Source organism: Delftia sp. JD2 (genome assembly GCF_001682645.1).
Lineage (GTDB): Bacteria > Pseudomonadota > Gammaproteobacteria > Burkholderiales > Burkholderiaceae_C > Comamonas > Comamonas acidovorans.
Map to the genome: position 1 here is coordinate 35,889 of NZ_LFJT01000001.1, position 12,924 is coordinate 48,812.

The following is a 12,924-nucleotide window of genomic DNA, read 5'->3' on the forward strand; positions in this document are numbered from 1 at the left end:
GAATATTTTCCATTGATTCAATCACGCGCCAGCATGCAGCCATAGACCACCCGTCCAAGGCTGCCCCCATGACCGAGTCCACCCCCCTCACCGCCCGCCCGCTGGACGGCGTGCGCATTCTCGACTTCACGCGCGTGCTGGCCGGGCCGCTGTCCACGGCCCTGCTGGCCGACCTGGGCGCCGAGGTCGTCAAGATCGAGCCGCCGCAGGGCGACGACTACCGCGCCATCGGCCCCATGAACAACGGCGAGAGCGCGCTGTTCACGGTGATGAACCGCAACAAGCAAAGCCTGGTGCTGGACCTCAAGCACCCCGAGGCCGTGGCCCTGGTCCACGAGATGGCGGCCCAGGCCGACGTGGTGGTGGAGAACTTCCGGCCCGGCGTGGCCGAGCGCCTGGGCATAGGCGCAAGCCAGTTGCGGGCACTCAATCCGCGCCTGGTCTACGTCAGCGTCTCGGGCTTCGGCCAGACCGGGCCGCTGGCCCACCGGCCGGCCTACGACATCATCGTGCAGGCCATGAGCGGCCTCATGGAGGCCACGGGCGAGCCCGATGGCGCGCCCACCGTCGTGGGCGAGGCCGTCAGCGACGTGGTGGCCGGCCTGTTCGCCTCCTGGGCCACGCTGGCCGCGCTGCTGCAGGCGCGCGCCACGGGACAGGGCCAGCAGGTGGACGTGGCCATGTTCGACACCACGCTGAGCTTTCTGGCCACCTCGGTGGCGCGCTACCTGTTCACGGGCCGGCCCGCGCGCCGCGTAGGCAACCGCCATCCGCTGTCCGCGCCGTTCGGCGTGTACCGCGCAGGCGACGGCCACTTCGCGCTGGCCGTGCTCAACAACAAGCTGTTCGCCGCCGCCCTGCAGGCCATGGAACTGGGCGGGCTGGCCGGCGACCCGCGCTTTGCCAGCGACGAATCACGCTCGGCCCACGAACCCGCGCTGCGCGAGGCCATCGAAGCCTGGGCCGGCCGGCATGAAGTGGCGCAGGTGGTGGCCGCGCTGGATGCAGCCGGCGTGCCCGCCGCACCCATCTGGAACATTGCCCAGGCGCTGGAGTCGCCCCAGAGCCAGGCGCGCGGCCTGCTTGGCGCGGTGCAGGACCCTCGCCTGCCCGGCCTGCGCCTGCCCACCCAGCCCGTGCATTTCAGCGGCGCCGCACCCAACCGCGCCGAGCGCGCACCGGCCCTGGGCGAGCACACCGACGCCCTGCTCTCGCAGTGGCTGGGCCGGGGCGCCGAAGCCATTGCCGCGCTGCGCGCATCCGGTGCCCTGGGCACGGCAGGCGCGGCCCCCTCTTCCCCATCACATTGAGCGAACCTCCATGAACTTCCAACGACTGGGCACCACCGCCGACGACCACGCCATTGCCGATGCCGTGGCCCGATTTGCCGACGACGCACTCGCCCCGCTGGCGCAGCGCATGGACGAAGAGGCACTGTCCGCCACCTGCCATGTGCCGGGCCTGTCGGCCCTGGGCGTGATGGGCATGAACCTGCCCGAGGCCCTGGGCGGCCCGGGCGTCACGCCCACGGCCATGCTGCTGTCCCTGGTGGCCATCTCGCGCGCCTGCGCGGCCACCTCGTCCATGATCGGCGCCCACTACCTGGGCACGGACGCCGTGCTCATCGGCGGCGACGATGCCCAGCGCCAGCAGTGGCTGCCGCGCTGCGCCAGCGGCGAATGGCTGGCCGCCTTTGCGCTGACCGAGCCGCGCGGCGGCTCCCACCCGGCCGACATGCGCACGCGCGCCGTGCGCGATGGGGACGACTATCTGATCACGGGCGTCAAGCACTTCATCTCCAACGCCGCCGAGGCGCGCTTCATGGTGGTCTTCGCCAAGACCGACATGGAGGCCGGCGCGCGCGGCGTCAGCGCCTTCATCGTGCCGCGCGATCTGCCCGGCATCCAGGTCTCGGCGCCCGAAAAGCTCATGGGCATCCGTGGCGGCCATGCCTTCGAGGTATCGCTGGACGGCGTGCGCGTGCCTGCCAGCCACCGGCTGGGCGCCGAGGGCACGGGCTTCAAGACGGCGATGAAGGTGCTGGACAACAGCCGCCTGGACGTGGCGGCCACCGCCCTCGGCGTGGCCGAGGCCGCCCTGGCCGCCGCAGCGCAATGGGCCAGTCAGCGCCTGGTCGGCGGCGAGCCGCTGGCCACCAAACAGGGCATCCAGTGGAAGCTGGCAGACATGAAGCTGCGCCTGGAGGCATCGTGGGCACTGACCATGCAGGCCCTGGCCTTGCGCCAGGCCGGCCAGCCCTTCACCCAGCACTCGGCCATGGCCAAGCTGCATGCGTCCGAAATGGTGGGCTTCGTCACCGACGAAGCCCTGCAGATCCACGGCGGCTACGGCTACACGCGCGAAATGCCGCTGGAGCGCCTGGTGCGCGATGCACGCATCCTGCGCATCTACGAAGGCTCGTCCGAAGTGCAGCGCAGCATCATTGCGCGTGGGGTGCTGGGCGGCAGCTGAATGCAGCAGCGGGTGGCTAGGAGAAATCTGAAAATGGCACCCTCGCGCCCGGAAAAGGCCGTTGATGCAGAGCGGCTCAAACCCCAGGTCTTCCCTGGACCTTGCGAGGGGGCGCAAAATGGCGCCTGTTGCGGCCTTCGGGCCGCAGCGCATTTTTTGCGGGAAGCGCCCGCATCCCGCTCCCTCCCGCGCCAGCCGCCTCTGCCGAAAGAAGTCCCCGTTGTCCGCCGCGCATTCCGTCCTGCAAGCCGTGTTCGGCTACGAACAATTCCGCGGTCCGCAGGAAGCCATCGTCTCGCACGTGGTCGCCGGCGGCGATGCGCTGGTGCTCATGCCCACGGGTGGCGGCAAGAGCCTGTGCTACCAGGTGCCGGCCATCGTGCGCCAGCAGCAGGGCCACGGCGTGGCGGTGGTGGTGTCGCCGCTGATCGCGCTCATGCACGACCAGGTGGGCGCGCTGCACGAGGCCGGCGTGAGCGCCGCCTACCTGAACTCCACGCTGTCCTATGACGAGACGCAGGAAGTCGAATGGCGCCTGCAAAGCGGCGACATCACCTTGCTGTATGCCGCGCCCGAGCGCCTGAACACGCCGCGCTTCCTGGGCCTGCTCGACGACCTGCATGCCCAGGGCAAGCTGTCGCTGTTCGCCATCGACGAGGCCCACTGCGTGAGCCAGTGGGGCCATGACTTCCGGCCCGAGTACCGCGCGCTGAGCGTGCTGCACGAACGCTATGCGGGCGTGCCGCGCATTGCGCTCACGGCCACGGCCGATGCACTCACGCGCGCCGACATCGTCGAGCGGCTGCAGCTGGAGAGCGCACGGCATTTCGTCAGCAGCTTCGACCGCCCCAACATCCGCTACCGCATCGCCGAGAAGAAGGACGTCAGCAACCAGCTGCTGCGCTTCATAGAGCGCGAGCACGAGGGCGAGGCCGGCGTGGTCTATTGCCAGTCGCGCAAGCGCGTGGAGGAGCTGGCCCAGACGCTGAGCCAGGCCGGCGTGCCCGCCCTGCCCTACCACGCGGGCCTGCCCTTCGAGACGCGCCAGTTGCACCAGGACCGCTTCCTGCGCGAGGACGGCATCGTCATCGTCGCCACCATCGCCTTCGGCATGGGCATCAACAAGCCCGATGTGCGCTTCGTGGCCCACGTGGACATGCCCAAGAACATCGAGGGCTACTACCAGGAAACCGGCCGCGCGGGCCGCGACGGGCTGCCCGCCGATGCCTGGATGGCCTACGGCCTGTCCGACGTGGTCAACCAGCGCCGCATGATCGACGAAAGCCCGGCCGAGGACACCTTCAAGCAGGTCATGCGCGGCAAGCTCGATGCCCTGCTGGGCCTGGCCGAGGCCACGGACTGCCGCCGCGTGCGGCTGCTGGCCTACTTCGGCGAGCAGTACGGCCTGGGCGCACCGGGAGAAGACGCAGAGACGGACCTTGAAGGCCGGCCGCTGCAGCGCGTGGCAAAGACCGCCTGCGGCAACTGCGACAACTGCATGGAGCCCCCGGCCCTGTGGGATGGCACGGACGCCGCGCGCAAGCTGCTGTCCACCATCTACCGCGTGCACGAGGCCAGCCAGCTGACCTTTGGCGCGGGCCACATCATGGACGTGCTGCGCGGCAAGGACACCGAGAAGGTGCGCCAGTACGGCCACGACAAGATCTCCACCTTCGGCCTGGGCAAGGACTACAGCGAGCCCCAGCTGCGCGGCGTGATGCGCCAGCTGCTGGCCACGGGCGCCCTGGGCCTGCACAAGATCACCAGCGAGAACAGCGGCCACAGCTTCGACACGCTGTGCCTGGCCGATGGCTCGCGCGACGTGCTGCGCGGCAATGTGCCCGTGCAGCTGCGCGAGGCCGTGGCCGCGCCGCGCACGCGCACCTCCAAGCGCGCCACCCAGCCCAACGCGGCCGCTGCCAGCCTGGGCCCCGATGCCCAGGTGCGCTTCATCAACCTCAAGGCCTGGCGCGCCGAGGTCGCGCGCGAGCACAACCTGCCCGCCTACGTCATCTTCCACGACGCCACGCTGGCGGCCATTGCCGAACGCAACCCGGCTTCGCTGGACGACCTGCAGGGCATCAGCGGCATGGGCGCCAAGAAGCTGGACGCCTATGGCGCCGAGGTGCTGCGGGTGGTGGCCACGGGTTGAGTGAGCTTCAGGGCGCCACCGTGATGCCGGCCGCGTGCGCACGGCGCGCAGGCCGCACGACGATCTCGACCTGCTGGTCCAGCGACACCAGCGCCTGCATCAGGCGCTCCAGAGAGATGTTCTGCAGCTTGTAGCGCCGGACCTGGGAAATCTTGGGCTGCGTCATGCCCGTAATGCCTGCAGCCTCGGTCTGACTGAGCCCGCGCTTGTCCATCAGCTCGTTGAGCTTCATGGCCAGCACGGTTTTGGCCGACAGTTCCTGTGCGTCCTCGAAGCCCAGATCGACCAGCACATTGGCTGTTCCCTGCGAAGAATCCTGGCGATGCATCATGTTCTCCCGCCCGCTCCATAGCGGGCCAGTACGGACTTCAAACGCTTCTCGATCAGATCCACGTCGGGCTGCGGCGTGGCAATGCCGGATTTTGATTTTTTCTGAAACGCATGGAGCACATGGACGGCGTCGCCGATACGGACACTGTAGACGGCACGGAAAGCGTCTCCCCTGTGGTCTTCGACCAACTCATATACGCCTGGGCCCAGCCCTTTCCACGGCTTGGCCGAGTTCGGCATGCCGCCCAACTGGACAACGAACAGCGCCACGCCCATATCCTTCTGAACGCCGATGGGGAAGTCCTTGAAGTCCTTCTTCGATGAGCCTTCCCAGTACAGCAGTTTGCGTTGGTTCGTCATGAATTATATCCGTTCAGATATAAATTTCTCCATGCTTGCATCCAGCAAAAAGAAGAGCCCGCATCAGCGGGCTCTCTTCATCACTGCGCCAGCACCCTGAAGGTCAGCGTGTAGTTGTTGCCGTACTGCGGCGCGGCGGCGCCGGCCGGAGCATCGGCGCGGTAGCGCACCAGGGCCAGGTAGATGCCGGACTTGGGCAGGGCGTAGGAGATGCGGCCCTCGCCATCGGTGGTCAGTGCATCCACGCTGTGCTGGCTGGCCAGGTCCATGGCCGAGCGGAAGATTTCCACCTTCTGCGCGGCCAGCGGCTTGCCGTCGTATTGCACGGTGAAGTCGAACTTCTCGCCCGCGAACAGGTCGGCCGGATGCGTGACGGGCACGATCTCCAGGCCCTTGCCTGAGGGCGCGAGCGCGGCCCGGCTGGGCTTGCCCACTGTGATGTAGGTCTCGGAGACCGACAGCGATTGGTAGTGGCTCAGCAGCTTGGCATCGGCCGGCGTGGGCGTGGCGAGATCACGCGCGGTCTCGACCTTGCCGTTGCGCTCCCACGAACGGAAGATGGCGCCCAGGCGCGGGCCGGTGCTCACGCGGTAGGTGCCCTTCTCGTCGGGCAGTTGGTGCTCGGCCACGGTGCGGGTCTTGAACTGGCGCACATCGACCATGGGCGTGACCGAGCCGTCGGGCGCCGTCACGGTGAAGCGCGTTTCGCCAAAGGCCACTTCGGGGATGAAGAACTTGTCGGCGAAGCTGGCGTCCACGCTGATGACGGCCCGGGGCGAAGCCTCGAAGTTCGTGGGCAGCAGGTAGGGCGTGTGGGCCTGGGCGGAGATGCACACGGCCGACAGCAGCGGCAGCCACCAGGCCAATCGCTTGGATGGGGTTTTGGCCATGTCCGCTCAGGGCTTCTTGACGTCGTTCTTGTCCACGACGCCATCGGCATTGACGTCGGCTTCCTTGAAGCTGCGTTCGGCGATGGCCATGTCTTCTTCCACGGTGTATTTGCCGTCGCGGTTCCTGTCCACGATGCCGAAGCGCACATGGGCCTGTTTCATGGACTGGGCATAGCGCTCGTCGGGCTGGCGGCCCGCGTACTGCTGCTTGAGGCGGGCCTCGAACTCGTCCACGTACTCCTTCTCGCTGAGCCAGCCGTCGCCATTGGTGTCGCCTGCCAGGAAGCGCTGCTTGCGCACGGTGTCGTACTCCTGGCGCGTGACCACGCCATCACGGTTGGCGTCGTAGCTGCCCATGAAGGCAGACTGGCCATGCCCGCCCGCAGGCTGGGCCGGGCCGCTGGCGGACGGTGCCGTGGGCGATGCGCAGGCGGTGAGCATGGCCGCCAGGCCGGCAGCGGCCAGCATGCGGTGGGACAGAGAGAACTCGATCATGAAACGACTCCTGAAGTAGGCAGATACAGCGGCGGCTGCGATGGTGGTGGAGGCTTTCCGGCCGACACCGCCGCTGTAGGGAAGGCCGGCCGGCCCCTGGAGAAACTCCTCGGATCCGCGCCACGCGGCAAGTGAAGGTGGCGTGGATGCAATGGCATGGTGCGCAGGGTGCTCAGAACGCAACGTTCATGGACACGGCGAAGGTGCGGCCCGGGTTGCTCAGCAGCTCGATGTCGCGGCGGTCGCGCGCCACGCCGGGCTGCAGGCTGCGGGTGCTGGAATAGTCCCAGTAGCGCTTGTCGCCCAGGTTGTAGATGCCTGCGTTCAGGCGCACGTTCTTTGCGACCTGCCAGTAGCCGGCCAGGTCGAAGATGGCATAGCCGGGCACGCGGAACAGCTCGGTGGTCGAGTCGGTCAGGCCGGTGCCCGCGTTCAGGTAGCTGTCGCGGTTGGTGGCCACGGCCTGCTTGCCCGCGACGAAGGTGCCGGTCAGGTTCAGGCCCCATTGCCGGGCCGGTGCGTCATAGCCCACGCCGACGATGGCCTTGCGCGGCAGCACGCTGTCCAGCGGCACATCCTTGTCGCCTGCGTAGTAGGACTTGGAGGTGCCGCGGCTGATGCCCAGCGCCCAGGTGGAGTACAGGCCCCTGGCGGCGGGCATCCACTGGCCGTGGTCCAGGCGCGCGCTGGCCTCGAAGCCGTAGATCTTTGCGCTGTCGCGGTTCTCGGCCTGGTAGATGGTGCCGATGTGGGCGGGCACGTTGACGAACAGGTCGGGACGGCCCGCGCGCAGGTAGCGCGTGTAGGCGATGAAGTCGGAGTACCTGGTATAGAAGACCGAGCTGTTGAAGGTCACGCCCGGCGTGGGCGAACCCTTGAGGCCGAAGTCGAAGGCATTGCTGCTTTCCTCCTTCAGGTTGGGGTTGCCGACCAGGGCGTACTGGCCTGCCGCGTTGTAGTTGCTGGCCATGTTCCACGAGCCGAAGATCTCGCCGGCCGAGGGCGCTCGCCCGCTGCGCTTGAACTGGGCATAGGCGCTGAACGTGGGCGTGAGGTCATAGACCAGGGCCAGGCTGGGGCTGAGGATGGTGTTGCCGCGCGTGCCGCCGTAAATCTTTTCCACATCGGCGGCCGTGAGCACGCCCGAGACGAAGTTGTCCAGGTCGCGCGTCTTGATCTCCACGCGGTCCACGCGCAGCGCGGGAATCAGCGCCAGGCGGCGGCCACCGGCCTGGAAGCTGATCTCGTCCTGCAGGAAGGCGCCGTAGCGGCGGGTGGTGGTGTCGGGCTGGGGCTTCATAACGGGCGTGCCGGTAGCGAAAACGTTCCACGGACGCTCCGTGTCCTGTGTCGATGCATTCACGCCAAAGCTCAGGCGGTGGCGGTCGATGCGCTTGTCGCCCGTGCTCGAGAAACCCCAGGTGCGCGTCTCGTTGCCAGAGACGTTGTGCACCTTGGCGCCCGTGGCCAGCGTGGTGGTGTCGGTGACGTCGTTGGTGTCCGTGTTCTGGAAGTACAGCCGCGTGTCCAGCTGGTCCACCCAGGCGCCGGCCGGTGTCCACAGGTGCTGCAGCTGCAGCGTGTTGCGACTGGTGTCGCTGTTCTGGCGCGAGCTTTCGGTGATGCTGGTGTTGGTGGTGTCCCAGCCGTGGAAGGAGGTGTCGTTCTTGCGGCGGTACAGGTCGGCCGACAGCACCAGGCGGTGGGCCGGGTTGATGCGCAGGCCGCCCTTGACCAGCAGCGCGTTGGAGTTCCAGTCATCGGGATAGCTGTTGACGATGGCGCTGTGGTTGCGCGTCTCGTGGCCGTCGCGGCGCGAATAGGCGATCAGGCCGTCGAGGTCGCCCGAGCGGCCAGCGGCCGTGAAGCTCTCGTTCCAGGAGCGGTCGGCCGTGTCGTGGCCGATCTTGCCGCCCAGGTAGGAGGTCTTTCCGCCCACCAGGTAGTCCTCGGCGGACTTGGTGTGAAAGCCCACCGATCCGCCGATGCCACCGGCCGCGCGCCGCGCCGTGGTGGTGCCGGAGAGGATGTCCACGGCCGAGAACATCTCGGGGTCGATGAAGTCACGGCCCACGCCGAAGGTGTTGGCGCCGACACGGCTCACATAGGGGCGCGTGGTGGCGTCGGGCATCTCGACGCCGTCCACATCCATGCCGATGCGGTTGCCCTCGATGCCGCGGATGTTGTAGCCCGTGGTGCCCGAGCGGTCGAAGCTGCTGCGGTTGCGGCTGGTGCCCGAGGCCGTGCCCGGCGCTGAGACCAGCGGCTGGTAGCGCACCACGTCGGCCATGCTGCCGGCCTGCTCCAGCGCCGGGCCGCTGACGGTGGTGGAGGCGCCGGGCGTGCGCTGCACGGGCTCGGCAGCATCGACCACATCGACCTGGGCCAGCGCCTTGGTGGGAGCCTGTGCCATCAGCCGGGCCTCATCGTCCGCAGTCTGCGTCTGCGTCTGTGCCCAGGCGCCGGGCACGGCCAGACCGATCACGGCGGCCTGCACGGCCACGGCCAGCAGGCTGTGCCGCAATACCGGCGTGCGCGAGGGATTGCAGGAGAGGGAGAGGAAAGACGAACGCGAAGACACAGCCATGGCGGGAATCGGGGAAAGAGGGTTGCTGGCTAGCTGCCGACCTGTCCGCGGAGTGCTCTTGCGAGACCATTGCTCCCCCCGTGTGTGATTGTTCCTGCTGGCTTTCCGCGATTCTCCCATCAATTGATAATGATTATCATTTGTTTTGTCTCATTTACGTCACAGGGGCCGATCCAGGCACCGCGCGGGCCTCCTCCACAAACCCCACACAAAGACTCGACAGCGCAGCAAGATTGCCCGCTCACACTGCGGCGGCTGAATATCTGGAGCCCTTTGCTGTGATCAATAACGCCCAACTTCTGGCCGACGAAGCCAAGTACTGCTCGTTCGGGGATACCGTCCACTACGTCAACCCGCCCAAGATCTTCTCGGGCTGCGAAGGCAGCTACATGTACGACGAGGCCGGCACGCCCTACCTTGATCTGCAGATGTGGTATTCGGCCGTGAACTTCGGCTACAAGAACAAGCGCCTCGAGCAGAAGATGATCGAGCAGCTGCAGACCCTTCCCCAGGTCGCCAGCCAGTACCTGCACCCCACCAAGATCGAGCTGGCCAAGTTCATCGCCCAGGATGCGGAGCGCAAGTGGGGCCACGCCGGCCGCGTGCACTTCAACGTGGGCGGCGCCCAGGCCATCGAGGACTCGCTCAAGGTCGTGCGCAATGCCAGCGGCGGCAAGAGCCTGATGTTCGCCTTCGAGGGCGGCTACCACGGCCGCACGCTGGGCGCCTCCAGCATCACCTCCAGCTACCGCTACCGCCGCCGCTACGGCCACTTCGGCGACCGCGCGCAGTTCATCCCCTTCCCCTACCCGTTCCGCCGCCCCAAGGGCATGACGTCCGAGGAATACGCGGACTCCATCGTCCGGGAATTCGCGCGCAAGTTCGAGAACGAGTACCACGCCATCTGGGACCCCAAGACCAACCAGTGCGAGTACGCGGCCTTCTACGTCGAACCCATCCAGGGCACGGGCGGCTACGTCGTGCCGCCGCCCAACTTCTTCAAGGGCCTCAAGAAGGTGCTGGACGACCACGGCGTGCTGTTGGTGGTCGATGAAATCCAGATGGGCTTCTGGCGCACCGGCACGCTGTGGTCGGTGGAGAACTTCGGCGTCAAGCCCGACGTGCTGGTCTTTGCCAAGGCGCTGACCAACGGCCTCAACGCCCTGTCGGGCCTGTGGGCGCGCGAGGAGCTGATCAACCCCACCATCTTCCCGCCGGGATCGACGCACTCCACCTTCGCCTCCAACCCGCTGGGCACGGCCCTGGGCCTGGAAGTCATGAAGATGACCCACGAGATGGACTTCGGCCGCCAGGTGCGCGAATCGGGTGCCTACTTCCTCGAAGGCCTCAAGGAGCTGCAAAAGCGCCACAAGGAAATCGGCGATGTGGACGGCCTGGGCCTGGCGCTGCGTGCCGAGATCTGCACCGAAGACGGCTTCACGCCCAACAAGGCGCTGCTGGACAAGATGGTGGACATCGGCCTCGAAGGCGGCCTGGAATACCAGGGCCAGAAACGCGGCCTGGTGCTGGACGTGGGCGGCTACTACAAGAACGTGATCACCTTCGCGCCCTCGCTGATGATCTCGCGCCCCGAGATCGACGAAGCCATGGTCCTGCTGGACCAGTTGCTCACGAAAGCCAAGGCGGCCTGAAGGCGCGATGCCCGCAGAGCGCCTGCACAACCAGCTCGAACCCCCAGGCCTGCTCGCGCAGTTCGCGGCCCATCCTCCCGAGGGCTTCGCACTGCTGCAGGACTGGCCGGCGCCGGCCTTCACGGCGCCCTTCGATCTTCTGACCACGGCGGACGACGCGCTCAAGGCGCGTCTTTTGTCGTTGCCCGGTGGCGGCTGGCTGTCGCGCCGGCTGCGCCTGTCCACCGACTTCGTGGGCACCACGGTCAGCGAGTACGCCGTGCTGCCCATGGGCATCCCTGCCGCCCAGCAGGCTGTCGCGCTGCGTGCGCGCGCAGGCCGGCGCATGCTGACCATCGTCAAGGACCTGCCCCAGGATTCACCGCTGCTGCCGGACGCCGACAACGCCCATGCACGGGCGCTGGCGCAGTCGCTGGCCGATGCGGGCTTCATCCTGGTCGAGGGCCAGGCCCTGGCCCATGTGCCCATCGACTTCTCCAGCCTGGACGAATACCTTGCACGCCTGTCCAGGAGCCGCCGCCAGAACCTGCGCCGCAAGCTCAGGAGCCGCGCGCAGCTGCAGGTGCAGCGCATTCCCACGGGCGCGGCCTTTGCCGATGACGCCTGCGTCGATGCCTACTACGCGCTGTTCGATGCGGTGTATGCGCAAAGCGAGATCCACTTCGACAAACTCACGCGCGATTTCTTCGCGGCCCTGCTGCGCGATGCAGGCAACGGAGGCACCGTGTTCGAGTACCGCGCGCTGCAGGACGACGGCACGCCCGGCGCGCTGCTGGGCTGGAACCTGTGCTTCGAGCACGGCGGCAAGCTGATCGACAAGTACATCGGCCTGTCCTACCCGGCCGCGCGCGAGGCCAATCTCTACTTCGTGAGCTGGATGGTCAACCTTGAATACGCCATCGAACGCGGCCTGAGCCACTACGTGGCCGGCTGGACCGACCCCGAGGTCAAGGCCCAGCTGGGCGCCAGCTTCACCTTCACGCAGCATGCGGTCTTCATCCGCAATCCGCTGCTGCGCGCACTGGGCCGGCGCTTTGCCGGCCACTTCGAAAGCGATCGCCAATGGAGCGAACAGAACTGAATGCCCAGCCGGTCGTGCTGGATGTGGATGGCTCGGTGGGGACCCTGCCCGGCGAGCTGCGCCTGCCGCTGCAGGACTGGCAGGAGCAGGTGCGCTTTGGCTGCGGCCTGCGCCGCTTTGCGCAGTTCCGCGCGGCGCTTGACGCGCAACTGCCCGCCGCGCATGGCACGGCCCTCATGGGCAGTGGCGACTTCCACCACCTGAGCTGGCCGCTGATCGAGCGCTGCATCACCGCCCAGGCCCTGTCCGTAGGCCGGCCGCTGCGCGTGGTCGTGCTCGACAACCACCCCGACAACATGCGCTTTCCCTGGGGCGTGCACTGCGGCTCCTGGGTGCGGCGCGTGGCCCTGCATCCGGCCGTCTCGCATGTGCATGTGGCCGGCATCACCTCCGGCGACATCGGCCGCGCGCACGCCTGGGAGAACTACCTCACGCCGCTGCGCGCCGGCCGTCTGAGCTACTGGAGCGCGGGCGTGGACACGGGCTGGGCGCGCCGCCTGGGCGTGGATGCCGCCTTTCGCGGCTTTGCCAGCGTGGCCGACCTGTCGCGCACGCTGGCGCGCATGCTGCGCGAGCAGGCCCAGCCCACCTACCTGAGCATCGACAAGGACGTGTTCGCGCCCGAGGTGGTGCGCACCAACTGGGACCAGGGCCGCATGCAGGAAGGCGAGGCCCTGGACATCATCGGCGCACTGGCCGGCCAGATCGTGGGCAGCGACATCACGGGCGATGTGTCCTCCTGGCGCTACACGACCTGGTGGAAGCGCTGGATGAGCGCCGGAGACGGCCAGGACACGCAGATCGACGCGCAGACGCTGGCCACCTGGCAGCTGGGCCAGCATGCCTTCAACGAACGGCTGGTCGAATACATCCAGACCTGCACCAGCCCCTAGGATCCGTTCACA

11 protein-coding genes are annotated in these 12,924 nt (G+C 67.6%); 6 read left to right on the forward strand and 5 right to left on the reverse strand.

Annotated features, from left to right (window positions below; translation table 11 throughout):
- Nucleotides 1-68 precede the first annotated feature (68 nt).
- From ACM14_RS00140 to ACM14_RS00150, 3 genes are all read left to right on the forward strand, one after another.
- Nucleotides 69-1,310 carry a CaiB/BaiF CoA-transferase family protein gene (locus ACM14_RS00140; RefSeq protein WP_065344912.1) on the forward strand — a complete coding sequence of 414 codons (1,242 nt, stop codon included), beginning with the start codon at nucleotides 69-71 and terminating at the stop codon, nucleotides 1,308-1,310.
- A 10-nt stretch (nucleotides 1,311-1,320) separates the two neighbouring features.
- The gene (locus tag ACM14_RS00145) at nucleotides 1,321-2,472 is read left to right on the forward strand and encodes an acyl-CoA dehydrogenase family protein (RefSeq protein WP_065344913.1); all 1,152 of its coding nucleotides are present in this window, start codon (nucleotides 1,321-1,323) and stop codon (nucleotides 2,470-2,472) included.
- A gap of 220 nt (nucleotides 2,473-2,692) precedes the next feature.
- Nucleotides 2,693-4,624 (forward strand): RecQ family ATP-dependent DNA helicase, encoded by a 1,932-nt coding sequence (locus tag ACM14_RS00150; RefSeq protein ID WP_043780224.1) that lies wholly within the window; start codon nucleotides 2,693-2,695, stop codon nucleotides 4,622-4,624.
- A gap of 7 nt (nucleotides 4,625-4,631) precedes the next feature.
- Here the strand turns inward: ACM14_RS00150 and ACM14_RS00155 are convergent, their stop codons facing one another.
- The 5 genes from ACM14_RS00155 to ACM14_RS00175 form a co-directional block, all read right to left on the reverse strand.
- Entirely contained in the window at nucleotides 4,632-4,952 is a 321-nt protein-coding gene (locus ACM14_RS00155) for a helix-turn-helix domain-containing protein (RefSeq protein WP_016452227.1), read from the reverse strand.
- Complete coding sequence (locus tag ACM14_RS00160) at nucleotides 4,952-5,314, reverse strand: type II toxin-antitoxin system RelE/ParE family toxin (RefSeq protein ID WP_065344914.1); 363 nt, start codon at nucleotides 5,312-5,314, stop codon at nucleotides 4,952-4,954. Before ACM14_RS00160 ends, ACM14_RS00155 begins: the two co-directional genes overlap by 1 nt.
- Before the next feature lie 80 nt (nucleotides 5,315-5,394).
- The gene (locus ACM14_RS00165) at nucleotides 5,395-6,204 is read right to left on the reverse strand and encodes a DUF4198 domain-containing protein (protein WP_065344915.1); all 810 of its coding nucleotides are present in this window, start codon (nucleotides 6,202-6,204) and stop codon (nucleotides 5,395-5,397) included.
- A 6-nt stretch (nucleotides 6,205-6,210) separates the two neighbouring features.
- Complete coding sequence (locus tag ACM14_RS00170) at nucleotides 6,211-6,699, reverse strand: hypothetical protein (RefSeq protein WP_065344916.1); 489 nt, start codon at nucleotides 6,697-6,699, stop codon at nucleotides 6,211-6,213.
- 172 nt (nucleotides 6,700-6,871) lie between these two features.
- Nucleotides 6,872-9,286, reverse strand: a complete 2,415-nt coding sequence (locus ACM14_RS00175; protein WP_065344917.1) for a TonB-dependent hemoglobin/transferrin/lactoferrin family receptor — start codon at nucleotides 9,284-9,286, stop codon at nucleotides 6,872-6,874.
- A 278-nt stretch (nucleotides 9,287-9,564) separates the two neighbouring features.
- Here ACM14_RS00175 and ACM14_RS00180 point away from each other — a divergent pair, with 278 nt between their 5' ends.
- Genes ACM14_RS00180 through ACM14_RS00190 form a run of 3 tightly spaced genes read left to right on the forward strand, consistent with a single transcriptional unit; the run spans nucleotide 9,565 to nucleotide 12,912 of the window.
- Nucleotides 9,565-10,938: an aspartate aminotransferase family protein gene (locus ACM14_RS00180; protein WP_065344918.1), complete on the forward strand. Its 1,374-nt coding sequence runs from the start codon at nucleotides 9,565-9,567 to the stop codon at nucleotides 10,936-10,938.
- A gap of 7 nt (nucleotides 10,939-10,945) precedes the next feature.
- Nucleotides 10,946-12,019 carry a GNAT family N-acetyltransferase gene (locus ACM14_RS00185; protein WP_065344919.1) on the forward strand — a complete coding sequence of 358 codons (1,074 nt, stop codon included), beginning with the start codon at nucleotides 10,946-10,948 and terminating at the stop codon, nucleotides 12,017-12,019.
- Entirely contained in the window at nucleotides 12,001-12,912 is a 912-nt protein-coding gene (locus ACM14_RS00190; RefSeq protein ID WP_065344920.1) for a hypothetical protein, read from the forward strand. Before ACM14_RS00185 ends, ACM14_RS00190 begins: the two co-directional genes overlap by 19 nt.
- Nucleotides 12,913-12,924 lie beyond the last annotated feature (12 nt).

Excerpts from the sequence above, each read along its gene's own strand:
- ACM14_RS00140 (WP_065344912.1), top strand. The coding sequence starts at position 69 with ATGACCGAGTCCACCCCCCTCACCGCCCGCCCGCTGGACGGCGTGCGC.
- ACM14_RS00145 (WP_065344913.1), top strand. The coding sequence starts at position 1,321 with ATGAACTTCCAACGACTGGGCACCACCGCCGACGACCACGCCATTGCC.
- ACM14_RS00155 (WP_016452227.1), bottom strand. The coding sequence starts at position 4,952 with ATGCATCGCCAGGATTCTTCGCAGGGAACAGCCAATGTGCTGGTCGAT.
- ACM14_RS00160 (WP_065344914.1), bottom strand. The coding sequence starts at position 5,314 with ATGACGAACCAACGCAAACTGCTGTACTGGGAAGGCTCATCGAAGAAG.
- ACM14_RS00165 (WP_065344915.1), bottom strand. The coding sequence starts at position 6,204 with ATGGCCAAAACCCCATCCAAGCGATTGGCCTGGTGGCTGCCGCTGCTG.
- ACM14_RS00170 (WP_065344916.1), bottom strand. The coding sequence starts at position 6,699 with ATGATCGAGTTCTCTCTGTCCCACCGCATGCTGGCCGCTGCCGGCCTG.
- ACM14_RS00175 (WP_065344917.1), bottom strand. The coding sequence starts at position 9,286 with ATGGCTGTGTCTTCGCGTTCGTCTTTCCTCTCCCTCTCCTGCAATCCC.
- ACM14_RS00185 (WP_065344919.1), top strand. The coding sequence starts at position 10,946 with ATGCCCGCAGAGCGCCTGCACAACCAGCTCGAACCCCCAGGCCTGCTC.
- ACM14_RS00190 (WP_065344920.1), top strand. The coding sequence starts at position 12,001 with ATGGAGCGAACAGAACTGAATGCCCAGCCGGTCGTGCTGGATGTGGAT.